At 67.0% G+C, this 21,712-nt stretch carries 22 protein-coding genes; 12 read left to right on the forward strand and 10 right to left on the reverse strand.

All coding sequences use genetic code 11. The features are described 5' to 3' along the window. A partial coding sequence (locus M3G03_RS05155) for a peptide-N4-asparagine amidase (RefSeq protein ID WP_259808619.1) occupies positions 1 to 1,358 on the reverse strand: 1,358 nt, incomplete at its 3' end. Between the two features lie 26 nt (positions 1,359 to 1,384). On the opposite strand from M3G03_RS05155, the gene M3G03_RS05160 reads away from it, so the two are divergent. Together M3G03_RS05160 and M3G03_RS05165 are read left to right on the forward strand one after the other, a co-directional pair. After that, complete coding sequence (locus tag M3G03_RS05160) at positions 1,385 to 3,604, forward strand: glycoside hydrolase family 3 N-terminal domain-containing protein (RefSeq protein ID WP_259808620.1); 2,220 nt, start codon at positions 1,385 to 1,387, stop codon at positions 3,602 to 3,604. 7 nt (positions 3,605 to 3,611) lie between these two features. After that, positions 3,612 to 4,067 (forward strand): hypothetical protein, encoded by a 456-nt coding sequence (locus M3G03_RS05165; RefSeq protein WP_259808621.1) that lies wholly within the window; start codon positions 3,612 to 3,614, stop codon positions 4,065 to 4,067. A gap of 6 nt (positions 4,068 to 4,073) precedes the next feature. Here the strand turns inward: M3G03_RS05165 and M3G03_RS05170 are convergent, their stop codons facing one another. Then, positions 4,074 to 4,709 (reverse strand): alpha/beta hydrolase, encoded by a 636-nt coding sequence (locus tag M3G03_RS05170; protein WP_259808622.1) that lies wholly within the window; start codon positions 4,707 to 4,709, stop codon positions 4,074 to 4,076. Between the two features lie 63 nt (positions 4,710 to 4,772). Between M3G03_RS05170 and M3G03_RS05175 the strand changes: the two genes are divergently transcribed. After that, the gene (locus M3G03_RS05175; protein ID WP_259808623.1) at positions 4,773 to 5,834 is read left to right on the forward strand and encodes a homoserine O-acetyltransferase; all 1,062 of its coding nucleotides are present in this window, start codon (positions 4,773 to 4,775) and stop codon (positions 5,832 to 5,834) included. Beyond that, a complete protein-coding gene (metW, locus tag M3G03_RS05180; protein WP_259808624.1) occupies positions 5,831 to 6,439 on the forward strand; it encodes a methionine biosynthesis protein MetW in 609 nt (202 codons plus the stop codon). Before M3G03_RS05175 ends, metW begins: the two co-directional genes overlap by 4 nt. On the opposite strand, the gene M3G03_RS05185 is transcribed toward metW, so the two are convergent. After that, a complete protein-coding gene (locus M3G03_RS05185; RefSeq protein ID WP_259808625.1) occupies positions 6,403 to 7,380 on the reverse strand; it encodes a 5'-3' exonuclease in 978 nt (325 codons plus the stop codon). The two genes, metW and M3G03_RS05185, sit on opposite strands and share 37 nt — an antisense overlap. Positions 7,381 to 7,407: 27 nt before the next feature. Between M3G03_RS05185 and lnt the strand changes: the two genes are divergently transcribed. Further along, the gene (gene lnt, locus M3G03_RS05190; RefSeq protein WP_259808626.1) at positions 7,408 to 9,006 is read left to right on the forward strand and encodes an apolipoprotein N-acyltransferase; all 1,599 of its coding nucleotides are present in this window, start codon (positions 7,408 to 7,410) and stop codon (positions 9,004 to 9,006) included. Continuing rightward, positions 9,003 to 9,473 carry an FxsA family protein gene (locus M3G03_RS05195; RefSeq protein ID WP_259808627.1) on the forward strand — a complete coding sequence of 157 codons (471 nt, stop codon included), beginning with the start codon at positions 9,003 to 9,005 and terminating at the stop codon, positions 9,471 to 9,473. The genes lnt and M3G03_RS05195 overlap by 4 nt, the downstream gene beginning before the upstream one ends. Positions 9,474 to 9,475: 2 nt before the next feature. On the opposite strand, the gene M3G03_RS05200 is transcribed toward M3G03_RS05195, so the two are convergent. Further along, positions 9,476 to 9,814 (reverse strand): RNA polymerase-binding protein RbpA, encoded by a 339-nt coding sequence (locus tag M3G03_RS05200; RefSeq protein WP_259808628.1) that lies wholly within the window; start codon positions 9,812 to 9,814, stop codon positions 9,476 to 9,478. Between the two features lie 65 nt (positions 9,815 to 9,879). Continuing rightward, complete coding sequence (locus tag M3G03_RS05205) at positions 9,880 to 10,659, reverse strand: glycerophosphodiester phosphodiesterase (protein ID WP_259808629.1); 780 nt, start codon at positions 10,657 to 10,659, stop codon at positions 9,880 to 9,882. Positions 10,660 to 10,709: 50 nt separating this feature from the next. Here M3G03_RS05205 and pdxY point away from each other — a divergent pair, with 50 nt between their 5' ends. After that, the gene (gene pdxY, locus M3G03_RS05210) at positions 10,710 to 11,564 is read left to right on the forward strand and encodes a pyridoxal kinase PdxY (RefSeq protein ID WP_259808630.1); all 855 of its coding nucleotides are present in this window, start codon (positions 10,710 to 10,712) and stop codon (positions 11,562 to 11,564) included. A 104-nt stretch (positions 11,565 to 11,668) separates the two neighbouring features. On the opposite strand, the gene M3G03_RS05215 is transcribed toward pdxY, so the two are convergent. After that, positions 11,669 to 13,198, reverse strand: coding sequence for a UDP-N-acetylglucosamine 1-carboxyvinyltransferase (locus M3G03_RS05215; protein WP_259808631.1), 1,530 nt, complete (start codon positions 13,196 to 13,198; stop codon positions 11,669 to 11,671). A gap of 125 nt (positions 13,199 to 13,323) precedes the next feature. On the opposite strand from M3G03_RS05215, the gene lpdA reads away from it, so the two are divergent. Further along, entirely contained in the window at positions 13,324 to 14,724 is a 1,401-nt protein-coding gene (gene lpdA / locus M3G03_RS05220; RefSeq protein WP_259808632.1) for a dihydrolipoyl dehydrogenase, read from the forward strand. Between the two features lie 97 nt (positions 14,725 to 14,821). On the opposite strand, the gene M3G03_RS05225 is transcribed toward lpdA, so the two are convergent. The 3 genes from M3G03_RS05225 to M3G03_RS05235 are packed head-to-tail and all read right to left on the reverse strand — an operon-like array spanning position 14,822 to position 17,623. Then, complete coding sequence (locus tag M3G03_RS05225; RefSeq protein WP_259808633.1) at positions 14,822 to 15,631, reverse strand: ABC transporter permease; 810 nt, start codon at positions 15,629 to 15,631, stop codon at positions 14,822 to 14,824. Beyond that, the gene (locus M3G03_RS05230; protein ID WP_259808634.1) at positions 15,621 to 16,556 is read right to left on the reverse strand and encodes an ABC transporter ATP-binding protein; all 936 of its coding nucleotides are present in this window, start codon (positions 16,554 to 16,556) and stop codon (positions 15,621 to 15,623) included. Before M3G03_RS05230 ends, M3G03_RS05225 begins: the two co-directional genes overlap by 11 nt. Beyond that, positions 16,553 to 17,623, reverse strand: a complete 1,071-nt coding sequence (locus M3G03_RS05235) for a hypothetical protein (RefSeq protein ID WP_259808635.1) — start codon at positions 17,621 to 17,623, stop codon at positions 16,553 to 16,555. Before M3G03_RS05235 ends, M3G03_RS05230 begins: the two co-directional genes overlap by 4 nt. Before the next feature lie 138 nt (positions 17,624 to 17,761). Between M3G03_RS05235 and M3G03_RS05240 the strand changes: the two genes are divergently transcribed. Continuing rightward, positions 17,762 to 18,649 (forward strand): aldo/keto reductase, encoded by an 888-nt coding sequence (locus tag M3G03_RS05240; protein WP_259808636.1) that lies wholly within the window; start codon positions 17,762 to 17,764, stop codon positions 18,647 to 18,649. Here M3G03_RS05240 and M3G03_RS05245 read toward each other — a convergent pair. Next, a complete protein-coding gene (locus tag M3G03_RS05245; RefSeq protein WP_259808637.1) occupies positions 18,630 to 19,070 on the reverse strand; it encodes a DUF2871 domain-containing protein in 441 nt (146 codons plus the stop codon). The two genes, M3G03_RS05240 and M3G03_RS05245, sit on opposite strands and share 20 nt — an antisense overlap. Before the next feature lie 104 nt (positions 19,071 to 19,174). Here M3G03_RS05245 and M3G03_RS05250 point away from each other — a divergent pair, with 104 nt between their 5' ends. From M3G03_RS05250 to M3G03_RS05260, 3 genes are all read left to right on the forward strand, one after another. Further along, complete coding sequence (locus M3G03_RS05250) at positions 19,175 to 19,585, forward strand: (deoxy)nucleoside triphosphate pyrophosphohydrolase (protein ID WP_259808638.1); 411 nt, start codon at positions 19,175 to 19,177, stop codon at positions 19,583 to 19,585. Beyond that, positions 19,582 to 20,289: a DUF6882 domain-containing protein gene (locus tag M3G03_RS05255; protein ID WP_259808639.1), complete on the forward strand. Its 708-nt coding sequence runs from the start codon at positions 19,582 to 19,584 to the stop codon at positions 20,287 to 20,289. The genes M3G03_RS05250 and M3G03_RS05255 overlap by 4 nt, the downstream gene beginning before the upstream one ends. 97 nt (positions 20,290 to 20,386) lie before the next feature. Beyond that, a complete protein-coding gene (locus M3G03_RS05260) occupies positions 20,387 to 21,637 on the forward strand; it encodes a M23 family metallopeptidase (RefSeq protein ID WP_259808640.1) in 1,251 nt (416 codons plus the stop codon). The last annotated feature ends 75 nt before the right edge of the window (positions 21,638 to 21,712 follow it).

Below are 21,712 nucleotides of genomic sequence, written 5' to 3' on the forward strand. Positions count from 1 at the left end.
GTGAGCGCGTCCTCGGTGAAGAAGCCATTCACGGCCACGAGCGAATGTCGGTAGCAGCCGAGCTCGGGGTCGCCCTTCGTGCTGTAGACCTCCGATGCCCGTGCGGTTGCCACGCGCTGCTCACGAGGGACGCCGTACAGCCAGCTCGCGGTCCCGTCGAACTTCTGGCTGGTGGTCACCGGCACCAGGCTGTGCCCGAAGACAGTCCTCCTGATCGTCGCTGATTCCGCGATGTCCAGGGTGGTCGTCACGTCATGAGCGCCCGCGATGGAGGTGTTGGGGAGGAAGGACAGCTCTCCGTCCTTCGACCACTGCCGCCGGGTGTCGGTGATCGAGGGCTTGCGATTCTTCTCCCGACTGGTGACCACCTCACGGTCCGACCAGGTGGCCGTGAGGGTGTCCACTCCCTCACCCTGGGTCCAGGTGTGGTGGGACTGGTTGGCCAGGCTGCGGGTGACGGTGGTCACCACGCGGCCGCGGGCTGTCTCCACCCATCCCTCGGCGGTGAAGCTGCGGGAGGCCTTCATGTCCACCGATCCGGCAGTGCCGGGCCGGCCTTCCACCGCGGAGGTGATCGCCGCCGACGGACTCGTCACCGAGTTGAGCCCAGCCTTCAGCGGACGGTTCAAGTGGTCGGTCCAAGCCCGCAGCGACGGCGAGAGCGTCCAGCTGGAACCGTCCTCAGGTCCTCCCACCACGGTCACTCGGAGCTCATGGTCCTTCCCATCATTCAACAGTCCTATGAGGGGAGTGAGGTCGTAGGTGAGGGCGCGAATGTCGAAGGCGCCGGGGGAGGGGATGTTGTACCAGAGGAAGGGGTTCGACCAGCCGCCGGTGTAGACATAGGCCATTGGCAGCGCCACGCCCGCCAGCTGCCCGTCGATGTAGAGGTTGACCTCGCGGTACGGCAGTCCGTCGGCGCAGGAATATCCGGTCTCCGCAGGCGTCGAGAGGTCCCAGAACTCCTCGCAGCCACCGCCGGAGCCTGTGGCATAGACATCGGCGATCAGCTTCTCCGTGCTGCGGGGGATGCTCACACGGCCAACGAGGTCACCCTGGACCCGTTGCGCATCGGTCAGGGGAATGACCTGGTCAGCCACGTCCGGGACCTTCACCGAGCGCTCGGCCATGTAGAAGTCCAGCCGCACCGTGACGTCCAGCACACCGGTGTAGGTCTCGTTCACGGTGTTGCCCAGGAACATCTCCGTGGTGCCCGCAGACCGCAGCACGGCCTGCTGGGCGGTGATGTCCTTCTCGACATGCCAGGTGATGCCCTCGGCGCTCGGCTCGGGCGGAACTCTGCGAAGGAGGGGCCGAGTCTTCCGGAGCCGGAGACCCTCCCCGGCTGCTGCAGACACAACAGCCGCGTGGTGGAATGGAGGACATGGTTGAGACGACCCCCGCCTACCTGGACAGCACCCTGAGCACCGCTGAGCGGGTCGAGGACCTGCTGGGACGGATGACGCTCCCGGAGAAGGTCGGCCAGATGCTGCAGCTGACCGCCGAGGACGGCCTCGAGGAACCGATCCTGCAGCGGCATGCCGGGTCGATCCTGCACACGCCGCCGGACCAGATCGGACCCGCCCAGCAGATGGCTGCGGGTACGCGACTGGGCATCCCACTGCTGGTAGCCGATGACTGCATCCACGGCTACTCCTTCTGGCCCGGCGCCACCATCCTGCCCAGCCAGTTGGGCATGGCGTGCACGTGGAACCCTGAGCTCGTCGAGGCCGGGGCCCGCATGACTGCCACCGAGGTGGCACCCAGCGGCATCCACTGGACCTTCTCGCCTGTGCTCTGCATCGCCCGCGAGCTGCGCTGGGGCCGCGTCGACGAAACCTTCGGCGAGGACCCGTTCCTTCTCGGCGAACTGGGCGCTGCGATGGTCCGCGGCTACCAGGACCGCGACATCCTGGCCTGCGCGAAGCACTTCGCGGGCTACTCCGAGACGATCGGGGGACGCGACGCGTCGGAGGCGGGTCTTTCCCGACGTACCCTGCGGGCCTGGTTCCTCCCGCCCTTCGAGCGGGTCGCCAAGGAGGGGGCCCGTTCGTTCATGCTGGGGTACTCCGCAGTGGATGGTGTTCCGATCACGGCCAACTCGTGGGTGCTCAATGAGGTGCTGCGCGAGGAATGGGGCTTCACCGGCACTCTAGTGACCGACTGGGACAATGTGGGCCAGTTGGTCCGCACCCAGAAAATCGCCGCCGACATCGCTGAGGCGGCTGCGATCGCGGTCAACTGCGCCAACGACTTCATCATGACCACCCCGAGCTTCTTCGAGGGCGCGCAGGAGGCCGTCGAGCGTGGTCTGATCACTGAGCAGCAGATTGACGATGCCGTTCGCCGCATCCTCACCCTCAAGGTTGACATGGGCTTGTTCGAGGACGCCCGCCTGCCCGACCAGGCGCGCCTTGACGAGGTCATCGGCCACAACGACCACCGGGCGATCTCCTTGGAGCAGTCCCGCCGCAGCGTCGTGCTGTTGCGCAATGGCGGGTTGCTGCCGCTGCAGCAGCAACCCGCGAGGATCGCTGTCATAGGGCCGAATGCCGACGACGTGCAGGCCCAACTCGGGGACTGGGCTGCCGCGTCCGGGCAGGTCGAATGGATGAACGCCTACGAGCCCCGAGAGCTCACCGAGACCGTCCTGAGCGGGATGAAAAAGTTCGCGCCTGAGGGCGTCACCGTCGAATACGCGCGTGGCGCGGGCATCGGGGCGAATGGGGAGTCGTGGGTCGGGGAGGACGGCCAGCCGCAACCGGGCATCTTCGAGCCTGAGGAGATCGACCCCGACGAGCTGCGGACAGCCGTCGAACTGGCAGCGTCCTCCGATGTGGCGGTGGTGGTGCTGGGCGACAATGTCCACCTCACCGGCGAGGGCAGGTCGACTGCCACCCTGGAACTGATGGGCGGCCAGCGCGAGCTGCTGGACGCGGTCACCCTGACCGGAACGCCAGTGGTGCTGCTGATGATCAGCGGCAAGCCGCTGGTCCTTCCCCCCTCAGCGAGTCGCGCCGCAGCCCTGCTGTGGGCCTTCAACCCGGGCATGCACGGCGGCCAGGCGATCGCCGAGATCATCTACGGACAGATTGAGCCCTCCGGTCGCCTGCCGATCACCATCCCGCGGCACGTCGGCCAGCAGCCGGTGCACTACAACGCCATCCGAGGCCAGCATGGCGAACGCTACGCCGACCTCACCTTCGACCCGCTGCACGCCTTTGGCGAGGGCCGGGGCTACACCATGTTCGAGTTCAGTGACCTGACCATCGAGAACCCGGCCCTGGAGGCGGCCGACACCCTGCGCGCCAAGGTCAGCGTGACCAATACCGGTGCGCGTCCCGGCCGGGAGACCGTGCAGGTGTACGTGCGCGACCTGGTCACCTCGGCCACCTGGGCGGACAAGGAACTCAAGCATTTCCTCCAGGTCGACCTGGCGCCGGGAGAGTCGCGCGAGGTGGCGCTGGAGCTTCCCGCGTCCGCCTTCTCGATCGTGAATGCGGCCGAAGAGCGCGTGGTCGAGCCCGGTGAGTTCGAGCTCCTGGTGGGGCACAGCTCGCGCGACGTCGACCTGATCCAGGCAAAGTTCGCCATCACGGGATAATGGCCCCATGCCCATCCCTTCCGCCGCGGAGATGAACCCCTCCGACGGGGCCGTTGCCATCTTCGGCAAAGTGGCGCTCTGGTCGCTGCTGACCGTGGTTCTGGCTGCCATCGTGACCGTCTTCATGCCCTTCACCACCATCGAGGGATGGGGTGATGCCGGCGGTCTGCTCGTCGTCGGGGTCCTTGTCGGGCTGGCCATCGCGCTGGTGGTGTCGCCGGTCAGTGGGTTCCTGGCGGCAGCACTTCGCCACCGTGCACGACGCTCCCTGCCGTGGGCGCTCGGCCCGGCGGCTGTCATCTGGGCAGTCTGGTCGGTGGTCCTGGTGGTCTGGCTGAACGTGGACCTGAACATCCCCTACACCTGGAAGGCGATGGCGGACTATCTTCCGGGGATGCTCATCGGTCTGGCCGGCTCGCTGCTCATCGCCCGACGGGTGCACCGCAGCAGCGACCCCCGCTGAGCGACCTCAGACCGGCTGCTCGTTCAGGTGCAGGTCGAGGAAGCGGCGCAGGTCGGCCAGCTCCTCCGCCGAGACCCAGTGGCCGATGGGGTAGTGCGAGATGGCGGCGTCGAGGTTTTCCTCAGCCCAGGTTTCCAAGGCCATCGCGCGATCCCCGATGACCTCGTCGAAGTCACCGATGGCGATCAGGGCCGGAAGCTGTCGCGGCCCGTGAGCGGTGGCCGGGTCCTCGAAGGGGAGCAGGCCGGACAGCATCGCCAGGCAGGTGATCCGGTCAGGCGCAAGCGTCGCCACCTGCAGCGCGGTCGCTGCACCCTGGGAGAAACCGACCAGCGCCACCCTGCGGTACTGGGCCGCATGGTAGTTGAGCCAATCAATGACGGCCTGGCCGGCCGCCTGCACCTGATCGGCGTCATAGGTGAAGCCACCAACAGGTGTGGTCCCCAGCTCGAACCAGGCATGCCCACCGTTCGGCCAGGGCAGGGGTGCCCGCAGCGAGGCCACGGCGACATTCTCGGGAAGCTCGGGGACCAGGCCGAACAGGTCCCCCTCATGGGATCCGATGCCGTGCAGCAGCACCACCAGTGGTGCCTCAGGGTTCGGGGACTCTCGCCACAACACGGCGGATTCGTCAAGCTTCACGGTTACATGGTGTCATGCGGACAGGATTCGCGGCACACCTTCCCATGCGAGAGACTGGCACACATGCCCCCTTCCACCCAGACCAGGTTCGCCACGCTCTTCACGCCGGAGAACCCGCTGCAGATGGCGGGGGGCAGCCGCCTCGACGAGGTCGTGGTGGCGTACGAAACCTATGGGACCCTCAACGCGGAGGCGTCCAATGCGATCTACATCTGCCACGCCCTGACCGGAGATGCGCACGCTGCGGGCGAGGGAGGCTGGTGGTCCAATCTCATCGGGCCCGGTCTGGCCATCGACACCGACCGATGGTTCGTGGTGTGCAGCAACATCCTGGGCGGCTGCCAGGGAACCACCGGCCCGACCTCCACCAACCCGGCAACCGGCGAGCCCTGGGGACTGGACTTCCCGCTGCTCGACATGTCCGACTTCGTCACCGTCCACCTCGCGCTGGGCCACGAACTGGGCGTGGAGCACTGGGCGGCGATCGTGGGCGGTTCGCTGGGCGGCATGCAGGTCCTGGAGTGGTCGCTGCGACACCCGGAGACCCTCGACCGTGCCGTGGTCATCGCTGCCTCCAGCCGGCTGACCGCCCAGAACATCGGCTTCTCCGCTGTCGGACGCCAGGCGATCCTGCGCGACCCGGCCAGCCCCCCCGATTCCGGTCTGGCGACGGCCCGGATGATGGCGCACATCACCTACCTGTCGGAGGACGCGTTCGAGGAGAAGTTCGGACGCACCTTCCAGCAGGAACACAGCGTCGGCGGGTTCGGGGTCGACTTCGCCGTCGAGAGCTATCTGCAATACCAGGGCAACAAGTTCTTGACCCGGTTCGATGCGCTCAGCTACCTCTACCTGACCCGGGTGATGGACTACTTCGACCCCTTCTCGCGGCACGAGTCGCTGGCCGCCGTGCAGGCGTGTCCCGTGCGCTACCTGGTGGTGAGTTTCGACTCGGACTGGCGCTTCTCCACGGCCCATTCCCGCCGCATCGTGCGCCAACTGGAGCAGGCCAGGCTGCCGGTGACCTTCCGGGAGATCTCCTCGGTATGGGGGCATGATTCCTTCCTGCTGGACATCCCCGAGTACCACGACACCATCCGCGCCTTCCTGGGAGCCGAACGATGATTCGCCCCGAACTGGCCCTGCTGGCCGATCTCGTGCCGCATGACTCGCGCGTCCTTGACCTGGGTTGCGGAGATGGGTCGCTGCTGGCCCACCTCGCCGCCTCGCGACGTTGTGGGGGGACTGGGGTCGACATCGAGAATGACGCGGTGTTGGCAGCCATCGGACGCGGCGTCCCGGTCATTGAGCTGGACCTCGACACCGAGCTGGGGGAGTTCGCCGACAACTCCTATGACGTGGTGGTGCTCTCGCGCACCCTGCAGCAGGTGCGAGAACCGGTGGAGGTGCTGCGCCAGATCTCCCGGATCGGGAGACGCGCCATCATCTCGATACCGAACTTCGGGTTGTGGAAGCACCGGCTGCGGCTGCTCTCGGGCCACATGCCGCAGTCGCGCGACCTGCCCTATGAGTGGTTCAACTCACCCAACGTGCACCACGCGACGCTGGTCGACCTCGAGGCCTTCCTGCTCGACCAGGGCTTCGAGATCGAGCAGCGCATCCCGATCGACGAGACAGGACGCACGAGTCGCGCGACCTCCTGGCGTCCCAACCTGCTCGCGAGTGCCGCGATCTACCGGTTGCGCTGCCCGGACACGGCCAGCGCCTGACGCAGCCTCTCGACCGGGGACTCGATGCCCCAGCGGGTCGCCAGCTGGTCCAGGCGGGCATCGTCGGTGAGAATGTCTGCGACCGCGAGGTTGGTCGCGGGGAGCGGGAGGTCGGTGACGACCTGCACCACTTCTCGAGCAGCAGCCACGTAGTCCACGTGCTCGGCGAGCTTGGTCCGCAGCCCCTTGCTCATCGTGGAACCGGGATCCGAGGCGGCGGCGACCAGACCGTCCAGACCGCCATAGGTGGTGACCAGCTGGGCGGCAGACCGCTCACCGATGCCCTTCACCCCGGGCAGGCCGTCGGAGGCGTCCCCGCGCAGGACGGAGAAGTCGACATACTGGCTGGCGGTGATGCCGTACTTGTCCAACAGCCACTGGTCGTCGACGAGTTCATGCTTGGCCACGCCCTTGCCGATGTAGACGACCCGGGTGCCGTCGTGGGCGAGTTGGAAGAGGTCACGATCGCCGGTCACCACCAGGCAGGGCAGGGTTGAGGTGGCCGCGAGTGAACCGAGGACGTCATCCGCCTCGTGGTCGTCAACGCCGATGACCGGGAAGCCGAAGGCGTCGAGCACGTCGACGATGATCGGCACCTGGTGGGCGAGGGCGTCCGGGGATTCCTCGGTCTGGCCGGAGGCGGCGCCCCTGCCACCAGCACCGATGACGTCGACGGCTGGGGCGGGGGCCAGTCGGTGGGTCTTGTAGCTGGGAATCAGCTCCACCCGCCAGGTGGGGCGCCAGTCGTTGTCCCAGGCGCAGGCGACCTCGGTAGGTCGGTACTGGTCGATGAGCCGGGCCAGCGAGTCCAACAGGCCGCGGACCGCATTCACCTGCGTCCCGTCGGGTGCCTTGAGGGAGCTGGGCAGCCCGAAGTAGGACCGGAAGTACATCGTGGCGGTGTCGAAAACCATCCGGGAGGGGGTGGGATGGGGGCTCATGAGAGGAATGATGTCATCATGGGGCACGTGTCGACGACCTCCCACGCACCAGCGCCCGGCCGACTCGTCGGACCGGTCGTCGCCGTGCTCGCCGGGCTGATGGTCGCGATGGCATTTGCCCCCTTCAACCTGTGGCCGCTGGCCCCGGTGGGCGTGGGCGTGTTCACGCTGCTGGTGCGACGAGGCGGTGGCCCCACGGCCCGGCCAGTGCGGCGGGCGATCTGGTGGGGCTGGCTGTTCGGACTCGGTCTGTGGGGGCTGCTGGTCGGCTGGATCGACGTGCTTGGCTGGTATGTGGCGGTCGTCCTCTGCGCCTTCATGGCCTGCTGGGGGATGGTGCTCGGCATCGGGACCCTCGCGGTGAGGCGATTGCCGGGCTGGCCGCTGTGGACGGCGCTGGTCTGGTCCTTCGTGGAGTTTGCCTCCAGCCGGGTACCGCTGGGGGGTTTCGGGTGGATGCGGCTGGGGTTCACCACCCCGGACATGCCCCTGTCAGGCTGGCTGCCATGGCTTGGCGTGGCCGGTGTCAGCCTGCTCGTCGCGCTGGTGGGGACGCTGCTGGCCCGGGCGGCCGAACAGATCGTCCCGGGCGCGGACTCCGGGCGTCCCCGAAGAGTGCTGGCGCTCGTGCCGTTGGGGCTGGTGGCCCTGCTGGTCGGCAGTGGGACTCTGGCGCACCTGCGCCCCGCATTGCCCGAGACGGGACGGGCGATCAACGTGGGCATGGTGCAGGGGAATGTGGATGGCACCGCAGGTTCCGAGGCCATGGGTTACGCGCGGTCCGTGACCAACAACCACCTGTCCGAGACGATCACGCTGATGGCGAAGGCGCGGACCGGCCAGGTGCCCAAGCCCGACTTCGTGCTGTGGCCGGAGAACTCCACCGACATCGACCCGACCACTGACCCGGAGACCGAGGTGATCGTGCGGCAGGCAGCCGCGCTGACCGGCGTCCCCCTCTTCGTGGGCGCAGTGATGGACGGCCCGGGCAAGGACGAGCGGCAGACCAGCGGCCTGTGGTGGGACCATGAGAAGGGCCTGTTGGCCCGCTACGACAAGCGCAATCTGGTCCCATTCGGGGAGTACATCCCCCTCCGGTCGACCCTGCTGCCGATGTTGCCGATCCTGGAGCAGGTCGGAGCCCAGTCCGTGCCCGGCACCACGCCGGGGGTGCTGACCGTGCCGCTGCCCGGCGGAGTCCTGAACCTTGGCGACATCATCTGCTTCGAGCTGGCATGGGACAGCACCGTCTACGACACCGCCCGCCATGACGCCCAGCTCACCGTGGTGCAGTCGAACAATGCCACCTACACCGGCACCGGACAGCCCCGGCAGCAGTTCCAGATCACGCGTGTGCGGGCGATGGAACTGCGTCGGGAGGTGGTGGTGTCCACGACGAGTTCGTTCTCCGGGCTCTTCGACCCGAAGGGACGCGTCGTGCACAGCACGCAGGAGTCGACGTCGGCCTCGGCGACCTACACGGTGCCGTTGCGCGAGGGTGTCACCCCGGCGGTGTCAGTCGGCCCGTGGGTTGACCGTCTGGCGGCCCTGCTCGGCGCCGGCGCCGTGGCGATCGGCCTGGGCCGGGGGCATTTGGCACGCCGTGTTATCAATGAAGCACCATGAAGCGCTGGATTGTGCCCCTGCTGGTGGGCCTGGTCATCGTACTGCCGATCCTCGAGGTGTGGCTGCTCATCAGGGTCGGCCACTGGATCGGGGTGCTGCCGACGATCGGCCTGCTCGTCCTGATGGTGGTCGCAGGTTTCTGGCTGGCCCAGCATGAGGGGCTGCGCAGCTGGCGCGCCATCACCGAGGCAGCGGCGCGCGGCGAGGTGCCAACCCGTCAGGTGACCGACGGGGCCCTGGTGCTCGTGGGCGGACTCCTCCTGCTGCTGCCCGGCTTCCTGACCGACATCGTCGGGCTGGTTTTCCTGCTGCCGTTCACGCGGTCCATTCCCCGCGCACTTGTCACCAGGGCCATCGGCAGCCGGTCGAGCCGAATCCGTCGTGACGCCACGATCATCGAGGGCGAGGTCGTCCGGGACGACGACACGACCCCCGGGCCGGCGCTCGAGGGTCGCGTGATCGACTGAGGTCAGCCGAAGGGGTCGTTGCGGTGCAGTTCGAGCCGCTCGGCCAGCAGGTCTTCCAGGTCGGGGATGCTGCGACGCTCGATGAGCATGTCCCAGTGGGTTCGCGGCGGCTTCTCGTTCTTCTCCTCCGGGACCGAACCGTCGCTGCGCTTGGCCACCCGACCGCAGCGCGGGCACTCCCACTCCAGAGGCAGCTCAGCCTCGGTGGAAAAAGTCAGGTCGAAGTGATGGCCCTGTTCGCAGTCGAAACCGATCTGTCGACGCTCAGCAAACTCGATGCCCTCTTCGTCTTCGAAGCTCTTCGAGCCGAGGCCCATTCCGCGAAGTCCGCGATCAGCCATGATTCCTCCTCCTCGCCAGTGCCCTCAATCTAGCGAGGTGGACCAAGCCCGGAGCGGAATTGCGATCAGTCCCACATACCGCGACGCTGGAGGACCTCCTTGAGCAGGTCGGGGCGGTCACTCACCAGACCGTCGACACCCCAGTCGATCAACTCATCCATCTGCTGGGGGTCATCAATGGTCCAGACATGGACCTGCTTGCCCCAGGCATGCGCCCGCCGGATGAACTCCGGCGTGACCACCTGGACCGTGCGTCCAGCGAGCTCGTGGCGAATGGGCACCTGGAAGGCGGCGCCGATCGGTGCCGGGCCATGGCCCAGCCGGGCAGCCAGGACGCCCGCCGAGACGCCGACCGGGCCACAGGAGGTGGCCACGCGTCCCCCGCTGGCAAGGCGGAAGCGGTGGAGACGCGTCTGACTGAAGGAACCGACGCACACCCGCTTCTCCGCGGCGTGGTGTCGCAGCAGGGACGCCAGCGGCTTCTCAGCCCCGGAGGCCTTGATGTCGATGTTGATGTTGACCTGGGGAAAGGCCTCCAGCAGCTCCTGGAGAGTGGGAACCTGCTCGGTGCCGATGCTGGCCTCGCGAACCTGGTCGAGGGTGAGCTCGGCGATGCGACCGGTGCGATCGGTGACCCGGTCGAGGGTGCTGTCGTGAAAGGCCACCAGGTGCCCGTCGCTGGTGACGTGGACGTCGGTCTCCAGGTAGCGGTAGCCCAGGCTCACCGCATTGTGGAAGGCGACCATGGTGTTCTCGTGGCCAACGTTCAGTGGCAGCAGGGCGCCGCCACGGTGGGCCAGGGCAATGAAGCGGGCATCGAAGTAGGGCCACCTGCTGGCTTTCACGGTTCTCCCTCGGGGACGGCGTTGGACCGGCTGTGCAAGAATCAAAGTTCGTGACGACCATTCTCTCGATCCAGTCAGCCGTAGCCTACGGGCACGCTGGCAACTCCTCGGCAGTCTTTCCCCTTCAACGCCTGGGTGTGGAGGTGTGGCCGGTCCACACGGTCACCTTCTCCAACCACACCGGCTACGGCGCCTGGCGAGGGCCGCTGATTCCTGCCAGCGACGTGCGCGAGGTCATCCTCGGCATCGATGATCGTGAGGTCCTCACCCAGTGCGACGCCGTGCTCACCGGCTACCAGGGCGCCCCCGAGGTCGGCCAGGTCATCCTCGAGGCCGTGGAGCTCGTCAAGAACCGCAACCCCAAAGCCGTCTACTGCTGCGACCCCGTGATGGGCGACGTGGGACGCGGCTTCTACGCGCGCCCGGGCATTCCTGAGTTCTTCCGGGACCATGTGGTTCCGGTGGCCGACATCCTCAGCCCCAACCTGTTCGAGCTCGAGTTCCTGGCCGGCGCCACCGTCAAGACCATGGACGACGTCCTGGCCGCTGCCCACACCCTTCGCGCCCGCGGCCCGAAGACCGTCCTGGTCACCTCCGTGGTGGTCGAGAGCGACCAGGAGCAGGTCATGCGCATGGTCGCGGTGGATGGCAACGAGGCCTGGCAGGTGGAGACCCCCATGATCGACCGTGCCTTCACCGGGTCGGGTGATCTCACCACGGCAACCTTCCTGGCCCACCTGCTGGCTGGCGACGGACTCAAGCGCTCGCTGGAGATGACTGCGGACACCGTGTACGGCATCCTCAAGGCCACCCATGACGCCGGCAGCGCGGAGCTGCTGCTGGTACAGGCGCAGGATGAATTGGTTGCTCCTACCAATAAATTCGAGGCTATTCCCACCACATGACTCTCCATCGGCGTAGGGTCGCTGCCTAACAATGGCAACTGACACCACACACAAAACTGCCGGCCACCATTCAGGTGGCCGGCAGTCTCACGTCTCGACAGAGGTCACTCGTAGAAGACCTCAATGTTCGCGCCCAGGGCGTTCAGGCGACGAGGCAGGTCCTCGTAGCCACGGTTGATCATGTAGACGTCGCGCAGCACCGACTCACCCTTCGCGGCCAACGCAGCCAGCAGCAGGCAGACGGAGGGGCGAAGAGCTGGCGGGCAGACCATCTCGCGTCCACGCCAACGGGTCGGGCCCTTCACCTCGAGACGGTGAGGGTCCAGCAGCTTCACGTTCGCGCCCAGCTTGTTGAGGTCCAGCAAGTGGATGGCGCGGTTCTCGTAGACCCAGTCGTGGATCAGCGTCTCACCCTCGGCCACTGCGGCGATCACTGCGAAGAAGGGCAGGTTGTCGATGTTCAGGCCGGGGAAGGGCATCGGGTGGATCTTGTCCACCGGTGCCACCAAATGCGAGGGCCGCACAGTGACGTCGACCAACCGGGTCTCCCCGTTGCCGGAGCGATACTCCTCACTCAGGGTGAAGTCCAGGCCCATCGACTGCAGGATCGCCAGCTCGATCTCGAGGAACTCGATCGGGCAACGGGTGATGGTCACCTCCGAGTCGGTCACGATCGCGGCAGTCAGCAGGCTCATCGCCTCGATCGGGTCTTCGGAGGGGTGGTACTCCACGTCAACGTTGATCTCGTCCACGCCGGTCACGGTCAGCGTGGTGCTGCCGATGCCATCGATCTTCACGCCGAGCTTGGTCAGGAAGATGCACAGGTCCTGGACCATGTAGTTGGGGGAGGCATTGCGCAACACCGTCGTGCCGGGCGCCATGGCGGCAGCCAGCAGCGCATTCTCGGTCACCGTGTCGCCGCGCTCGGTGAGCACGATGCGACGGGTGGGGGAGGGGTCCTTCTCCACATGGGCGTTGTAGAAGCCCTCGGTGGCCTTGACATCCAGGCCGAAGGGCTTGAGCACCTGCACGTGCGGCTCGACGGTGCGCGAGCCCAGGTCGCAGCCACCCGCGTAGGGGAGCTGGAAGTTCGCGTGGTAGTGCAGCAGTGGACCCAGGAACATGATCACCGAGCGGGTACGGCGTGCGGCGTCCAGGTCCATGGCGTCCAGCTGCAGTTCCTCAGGGCGACGCAGGGTCAGGACGTGACGGTCCTCGCTCCACTCCGCCTCCACACCGATGCTCTCCAGCACCTCGAGGATCCGGTTGACCTCCTCGATGCGCGCAATCCCGACCAACCGGGTCGTGCCCCTGTTGATCAGGGACGCACACAGCAGCGCGACAGCCGCGTTCTTTGACGACCTCACCTCAATCGAGCCGCTCAGCCTCGTCTCACCCTGGATACGCAGGTTCATGGCGCGGCTGGAAGTCGCAGGGGAGATCAGGGGGCTGTCCAGGGCGGTGGCGATCTTGTTGACCATGTCGAGGGTCAGATTCTGGCCGCCGGCCTCGATGCGTCCGATGGCGCTCTGGGAGGTCGAGAGAAGATCGGCCAGTTCCTGCTGGGTCAAACCGCGCTGCTTGCGCGCGTCCCGAATCATTCGGCCGATGCTGGGCGCCGAGGTATCAGTCATGGTTCCACCATAACTCACACGTGAGATATTTCAGCATCGGCAGAGGGGGGAGTGTCTCGCGTCCTCACCAATCGGCGTGCCGAAGCCGTCGGTGGCGGCCCGCGCCGGGCACTAGAGTGGTGCCCATGAGTGCTCATTTCGACGTCGTTGTCCTCGGTGCTGGTCCTGGCGGCTACGTAGCGGCCATTCGTGCTGCCCAGCTTGGCAAGAAGACCGCCATCATCGAGAAGAAGTACTGGGGTGGTGTCTGCCTCAACGTGGGCTGCATCCCGACCAAGTCCCTGCTGCGCAATGCCGAACTGGCGCACATTGTCACCAAGGAAGCTGACAAGTTCGGCCTCGAGGGCGAGATGACGCCCACGTACGGCAAGGCGTTCAGTCGCAGCCGTGAGGTCGCCCAGCGCATGATCAATGGCGTCCACTACCTCATGAAGAAGAACAAGATCACCGAGTTCAACGGCTGGGGCGAGTTCGTCGACGCCAAGAAGATCGTTGTCACCGACGACAGCGGCAAGACCGAAGAGGTCACCTTCGACAACTGCATCATCGCCACCGGTGCCACCACCCGCATGCTGCCTGGCGTCCAGGTCTCCGAGAACGTCGTGACCTACGAGGAGCAGATCCTGGCCGAGCAACTGCCCGGTTCGATCATCATCGCCGGCTCCGGTGCCATCGGCACCGAGTTCGCCTACGTGCTCAATTCCTACGGCGTGGACGTCACCATCGTCGAGTTCCTCGACCGCATGGTCCCCACAGAGGACAAGGAAATCTCCGCCGAGCTCGCCAAGGCCTACAAGAAGCTGGGCATCAAGGTCATGACCAGCACCAAGGTCGAGTCCGTCGAGGACACCGTCAATGGCGTCAAGGTGACCGTCAGCCCTGCCAGCGGTGGCGACCAGCAGGTGCTCCAGGCCGACAAGCTGCTCTCGGCCATCGGTTTCGCGCCGCGTCTGGAGGGCTACGGCCTGGACAAGACCGGCGTGGCCACCACCGAGCGCGGCGCCATCGCCATCGACGACTTCATGCGCACCAACGTCGAGGGCATCTACGCCATCGGCGACGTCACCGGCAAGCTGATGTTGGCCCACACCGCCGAGGCCCAGGGCGTCGTCGCCTCGGAGACCATCGCCGGCGAGGAGACCCACCCGATCAACTACGACATGATCCCGCGCGCCACCTACTGCCAGCCGCAGGTCGCCTCCTTCGGCTACTCCGAGCAGCAGGCCAAGGACAAGGGCTACGAGGTCAAGACCGCCAAGTTCCCCTTCGCTGCCAACGGCAAGGCCTGGGGCTTGGGCGAGGGCATCGGTTTCGTCAAGATCATCGCCGACGCCAGGTACGGGGAGATCCTGGGTGCCGCCATGATTGGACCGGACGTCACCGAGCTGCTGCCCGAGCTGGTTCTCGCCCAGCAGTACGACCTGACCGCTGAAGAGGTCGGCCGCGCCATCCACGCCCACCCCACCCTCTCGGAGGCGCTCAAGGAGGCTGCCGAGGGCATCGGCGGGCACATGATCAATTACTGAGGACGCCAGTAGCCAGACAAAGCCCGGTTCCTCCCAGAGGGCCGGGCTTCGTGTGGTGGCGGCATCGCCGGTGGGCCATGGTCGCCGGCTGGCGAGCTCAGCTGGTGATGTCCCTGCTGGTGAAGCGCGCCCAGGCTGCTGCGAGGAACACGGCCATCCAGCCGAGGGCGACCAGGACGCCGTTGCGCATCTGCGTCCAGTAGATCGGGTCGCGCATCAGGTCGACGAAGCTCTGGACACGGGTGGTCAGCAACCAGGGACGCAACCACTCCAGTTCGGGTACTGCCTGGGCGATGCCCATCAGCGCCACGACCACCATCACCCCGATACTCACGGCCACGGGCTGGTCCACCAGCGTGGAGAAGAACAGTCCGATGGCGGCGATCGCCCAGAGGATCACGCTCACGTAGGCACCTGCCAATAGCAGTCGACCGAGGCTGTCCCAGAAGCCGATCCTGGACCCGGACAGGGTGGCGGTCTCACCGGCACCGAACACGGCCACGCCGAGGATGCCCCCCACCAGAAGAACGATGCCCACGCCCATCACGGCGCCGATCATCAGGGACAGGTACTTCACGACCAGCAGCCGCGTCCTGGCGACGGGGACGGTCAGCAGGTAGCGCAGCGTCCCCTGGTTGGCCTCGCCCGCGATCGCATCGCCCGAGAGCATCGCAACGGCCAGCGGGAGGAAGAGCACCGCCTCGGCGAACAGGGCCGTCAGCGGCACGACGAGGCCGTTGGTGAGGCCGCCGACGATATCAGGTCCACCTCCGGCTCGCGACGACTGGTACATCCCGATCGTCACCATCAGGGGAACCAGCGCCAGGACGCCGAGACCCAGGCGATTGCGCCATCGGCTGAGCATCAGGCCGAGCTCGGACCTCAACAGCCCCAGGTCACGCCACATCGAAGCCCTCCCCGGTGAGCTGGACGAACAGGTCCTCGAGCCCCTGCCCCTCCACGGCGAAGCCGCGCACTCTGACGCCTGCCTCCACGAGGGCGGCGACCAGCCGCTCGGGAGCGGGATCGGCCGGCATCGGGCCGGTGACGATCGGGCCCTCACTGGTGGCGTCACCGAGGCCCAGCGACGTGAGGACGCCGAGAGCCAGCTCGGGGTCGGGCGTCTCGACGCGCAGCCGTGCGGTGGCCTGCTGCTTGAGCCCTGACAATGTGTCCTGCGCGATCAAGCGACCACGGCTCATCACGCCGACATGGCTGCACATCTGCTCAACCTCGCTCAGCAGGTGGCTGCTCACCAGCACTGTCGTCCCGTCCTGGGCGAGCGAGGAGACCAGGTGGCGGACCTCGCGCGTGCCCTGTGGATCGAGGCCATTGGTGGGCTCGTCGAGCACCAGCAGGTCGTGGGGCTGCATCAGGGCGGCGGCAATGCCGAGCCTCTGCTTCATCCCCAGCGAATAGTTCTTGAACTTCTTGGACGCGGCCGCGGTCAGCCCGACCCGTTCGAGTGCCTCGCCCATCCGCCGGCCACGGGTACGGGGATCAGCGGTGCGGTCGGCGGCGTCGAGGCGCGCCAGGTTGGCGCGTCCGCTGAGATGACCGTGCATCGCCGGACCCTCGATCAGCGCGCCGACGCGGGGGAGTGCGAGCTGCAGCTCCCCGGGCACCTCGTGACCGAGCACCTGGGCAGCCCCTGCGGTCGGCTTGACCAGACCGAGCAACATTCGGATCGTCGTGGTCTTGCCCGAGCCGTTGGGGCCCAGGAAGCCGTAGACGGCGCCAGCGGGAACGACCAGATCGATGCCGTCAACAGCAGTCCTGGAACCGAACCTCTTCGTCAGACCGGTACTGCGGACAGCCAGTGGGTCCGTCACGTCAGGGCGGCGTAGAGCAGAGAGGGCTGCACAGCGCCCACAGCCATGCGTCCGTCGTCGGTGATGAGGATCGACACCAGCGCGGTATTCACCAGATGTCCCCGACCCCAGTCGCCGCTGACGACGGGGAACTGGCCGAGCAGCTCGGTGACCGCAGCATCGTCGGTGGGTACGGGTGAGCCGGTCGTGACCACCAGGACGCGTTCCCAATCCTGGCCAACGATCGTGACGTCCTTGTGGTACCGCTGTGCAGGGGTGGGCATGCCCGGCATCGGGAGGTTGTCGGCCTCGGTGACCGTCACGCGCTTGCCAGGGGTGAAGCGGAACAGCTTCGGATCCGGGGTGCCCAGGGTCAGCGAGGTGTAGCCGACAGTGACCGCAGGAGCCGAGGCGCCACGTGCAGTGATCAGGACCCGCAGGGGCAGCTTGGTGGTGTGATCAATCGCCAGCTTGATTTGCCCGATCTTCGTGTTCGCGGATGTGGGGCTGAGCACCAGCTGGTGGGCGGGGCGCCCGGCGACCGTGGTGGAGGCCTCGGTGGTCACGACCGTGCTGGGCTCCACAGCGGCCAGCACGCGCTTCGCGATGGTCTCGGGGGTTGGGGCTTCAGGTACGGGCACTTCCCTCCGCGAACCCTTGGCGCCCCTGTGGGAGACGTGAACGGCTTCGCGCGTGGCGCTGTCCCAAAGCCAGGAGTCGGTGGGGTTGTGCACCAGCGTCATCTCCTGGTGGCCCTGCACCTTGGCGATGCGGAAGGACTGCTTGGCGTCTGTCCACACTCGCCAGGTATGGGTGCCGGTCAGCATCGACAGGGGATCGCCTCCAGTGCCCTGTCCCAGGTCAGGGAGGCTGGGCAGGCCGAGATTCATGGTCTGGGTGACGGTGCCGGACAGCGCCCGCGGCTCCGCTCCGGCCAGGTCGGCCAGCAGTTGTTCTGCGGTACGGGGCTCCAGGCCGGGATCGGCGGAGGCGACACGCTGCACCACACCCGGAGCCGTGACCACCAGGCCCAGGGTGAGCAGGGGAGCGATCCAACGCAGGGACGGGCGGCGCTGCAGCAGATTCATGCCCCCATTGTGCTCCTCGCGTCCACTTCGCACATCAGACCCGGGTCTGGCTTGTCGGGGACCATGGGGTGAGTGGGCGGGCGACCGGCGGCACCCGCGAGTCCCTGTGCCGTACTCCCGACGCGTAGTCTCGGATCCATGAGCATTCAGCAGCGCAGGATTGGCCAGTTCTCCGTCTCCCCGATCGGTCTGGGAGCGATGCCCGTCTCAATGGCGCGGGAGCCGCGTCCGCTGGAGGACGACGCAGTCACCACAATCCACGCCGCCCTGGACGCCGGCATCACCTTGATCGACACCGCCGACATCTACGCCCCCAGTTGGGACACGATGGGTCACAACGAGCGCATCGTCGCCCGCGCGCTGGAGACCTGGGGCGGGGACCGCGACAGCATCGTCGTCGCCACCAAGGGCGGTATCACGCGCAGTGAGGGCGAGAAGTGGGGACGTGACGGATCGCCGGAGTATCTCCGTTCTGCGGTCGAGAAGTCGCTGCGCAACCTGAAGGTCGATGCCATCGACCTCTACTACTGGCATCGCCCCGACCGTCACCTGCTCTACGCCGACTGCATCCAGGTCTTCAAGGAGCTGAAGCAGGAGGGCAAGATCAAGGAGATCGGGGTGTCCAACGCCAATGTGGAAGAGCTCGACCTCACGGTCGAAGTGCTCGGTGAGGGTGAACTCGCCGCCGTGCAGAACGAGTTCTCGCCCCGCTTCCACCACACCTCGCTGCCGGAGCTGACGTGGTGTGGGGAGCGCGGGGTTGCCTTCCTGCCCTTCTCACCGCTGGGCGGTACCGGTGGGGACGCCAAGAAGGTTGGCGAGAAGTACCCGTCAGTTGCTGAGGTGGCGTCCGAGCGAGGGGTCAGCCCCCAGCAGGTCGTTCTGGCCTGGGAACTCGCCCAGGGCGATCACGTCATCCCGATCCCGGGCGCATCCCGCCCGGCCTCGATCATCGACTCGGCGAAGGCCATGGATCTGGAGCTCAGCGAGCACGACCTGCAGCGGCTCAACGCACTGCTGGGGTGACCTCTGCCGCGTGGTGTTCCTTCAGCGCCTGACCGATGGCGAGGAAGATCATCGCCAGGGCCGCCGTGATGCCCATGTGGCCCAGACCGGAGACACCGGCCAGTGCGGCACTCTCGGGGTTACCGGTGCCGAGCACCTGCATGGTGCCGCGAGCGATCATGGTGCCGACGGTGACGACCAGCGAGGCGGTGTAGGTCCAGATGCCGTAACTGAACAGCTTGCGGTCCAGGTGGAGCACCATCGAGATGGCGAACAGGACCAGCATCATCAGCATGCCCAGGGCCAGCGAGTGGGTGTGACTCACCGACAGCTGGGTCTGCCCGCTGAAGTCGCGGGAGTTGGTCAGGGTGCGGTAGTAGAGGCCTGCGACCAGGCCGACGCCGGTCCAGCTGGCGGCGAGGCGGTAGAGGATGCGAGTCATGCGTCGCCCTTTCTGTCGAACGTGATGCCTCCACGCTAGGAAAGAGGGTGCGCGATGGCCATCGCCGCCTGTCAGTCGTTGGGTTGACACCCTAGGTTGGAGCCATGGCTGCCCGAACCCTCGTCGTCGCCGGTGTCCTCGTCCGCGGGGGCAAGGTACTGGCGGCTCGTCGCCGCTACCCGCCGGCGCTGGCCGGCAAATGGGAGTTCCCCGGCGGCAAGGCCGAACCGGGGGAGTCGCCTGAAGCCGCACTAGCGCGGGAGTTGCTCGAGGAACTCGGTGTCCGCGTCATCGTCGGCGAGGAGCTTCCCGGCCCCCAGAATGGGGTCTGGCCAATCAATGACGCCCTGGACATGCGGGCGTACTGGTGCCGCGGGGAGGTCACTGCGTCCCACGGGATCGCGCATGACCGGCTGGCGTGGGTGCCCTGGCAGGACGTGCCCAGCCTGGACTGGTTACCGGCCGACATCATCCTGGCCGCCCTGGTCGCCGACCGGGTTAGGGTGGGGCTGTGAGCCTGACCTTCGAGAACGTCCTGGACGATGCCCTGCTGCTCTTCCTGGAGAACTGGGCTGCCTTCCACGCCTGGATCCACGAGCAGACCGGCGGTGGTAGCGGGCAGGTCAAACTCGATCTCGGCATGCGTCAGGTGACCTTCCTGCCCAGGCTCGTCAAGCGCAACGAGGTCGTCGTCCCGGCCCACCTCGCCGCCACTGTCTCCCAGGACGAGGCCATCTGGGCCTGGGCCATCCCCGAATACTCCGGCCTGCCCGTCTCGACGATGTCCGCGCGGATGCGCGCGTTCGGCGACTCCCAGCACATCGCCACGTTCACCCAGCCCGAACAGCCGGTCCCCAGCAGGGGCACCGCCCCGGGCCCGGAGAACTTTGCCCTCGCCCTGGGCGCCACCGGCTGCCGTATCACCGGCATGCCCGTGGCGCATCTCATGCCCCTCAACGGACGCACAGCCGTTCTCCTGCTGGACCCGGCCGGCTTCTACCCGCCCACGCCCTCACGTGAGGGCTTCCTGGGGCTGATCGAGAACGGCCGCACGTCAGGTCTCATGCAGGACGCCCGCCGCGCCGTCCAGGGCTACGCCCAGGCCCGGGGGCTGCGGTACGAATGGGGCCCCGAGTTCGCCAGCATCCGCCTCTTCTTCCAGGTCGGGGAGGCCCAGGTGACCTTCGATGAGAAGGGCGAGCCGCACATCCTGATCTGAGGGTCGTGGCCATTTTGAGAAGTTTCCTCTGGAACTGGGAATCTGCCCCTCTCATCAGGCACACTGTGGGGGGTTGACAGACCGGGGGGACTGCACGATGAGGCGAGCCAGAGCTGCTGTGGTGGCGGCAGCGTCGACACTGTCCGCCCTGACCCTGGGATCCGCTGCGGTCACTGCGACAATGGCGGCCAGCCACCCTGTCGCGACCCGGGCGGTTCCCGCGCCCGAGCCCATTGCGCCGCACTCGCCGAGTACCTCCGCGTCCCCCACCGAGAGCGCACCCGGCGCGACCGGCACCTCCACACCGCCCCCCGCCACCGGTGGTGCGGCCGAACGCGTCAGCCTCAACCACCGCCTGCCCGCCCAAGCCCTTGGCATGGTGGCACCGCCGGACGAAACGCTGCACGAGGACACAGAGGTCCTCAACAAGCCGAAGAAGATCGAAAAGGTCAAGGTCGACAAGGTCAAGCACACGGTCAGCGAGCTGTTGGCCATCCCCTCGCAGGGAGCTATCACCTCCCGTTTTGGCATGCGCTTCCACCCGGTGCTCAGGGTCTACAAGCTCCACACCGGCACCGACTTCGGCTCGCCCTGCGGAACCCCCGTCGGGGCATCCGCCCCCGGCACGGTGACCTTCGCCGGGTGGGGCGGTGGCTACGGCATTCGCGTGGTCGTCGACCACGGCATGATCAAGGGCCACCACGTCCAGACCAGCTACAACCATCTGGAGAAGCTCGGTGTGCACGCCGGCCAGAAGGTTGAGACCGGCGATGGCCTCGGCCTGACCGGCAACACCGGCTACTCCACCGGCTGCCACCTGCATTTCGAGGTCATCGTCGACGGCCAGTTCACCGATCCCGAGCCGTGGCTGAACGGACGCGCAGTGGTCGTGGACCTGTCCAGGTTTTCCTCCCACGTCCCGGGAGGTGGACTTCGGGGCGGCTCGCCGTCCCCTTCAGGATCGGCCTCTGCATCGGCCTCGACGTCGCCGAGCACTCGACCGTCGACCTCGCCGAGCACCCCCCAGAGTTCTCAACAGCCGACCAGCGCACCCACCCGGGATGACTCCACGTCACCGGAATCGTCGGAGCTGTCGACCGCCCCGCCCAGCACGACCTCTGAGACCGGAACGCCCTCTGTGCCGAAGCCGTCGGCCTCCGCCTCGCCACCAAGCCCGTCCGCGCCGACCTCCACGTCCGGCTCCACGGGGACGAGTCCCTCCAGCTCGGCAAGCGCTCCCCCCAGTGATACGCCCAGTGATACGCCCAGTGAGCCACGGCCGGGTGGATCGGCGAGCGCTTCGACCGAGCCCGAGCCGTCCCTCTCCGAGGATCCGACTCCCAGCTGAACCAGCTGCTGGCTTGGTCAGAGGAGGGCCAGGCTGATCGCCATCAGGGCCGTCCGCGCGAGGGTGGCGGAGCCA

Source organism: Aestuariimicrobium sp. p3-SID1156 (assembly GCF_025144225.1).
GTDB lineage: Bacteria > Actinomycetota > Actinomycetes > Propionibacteriales > Propionibacteriaceae > Aestuariimicrobium.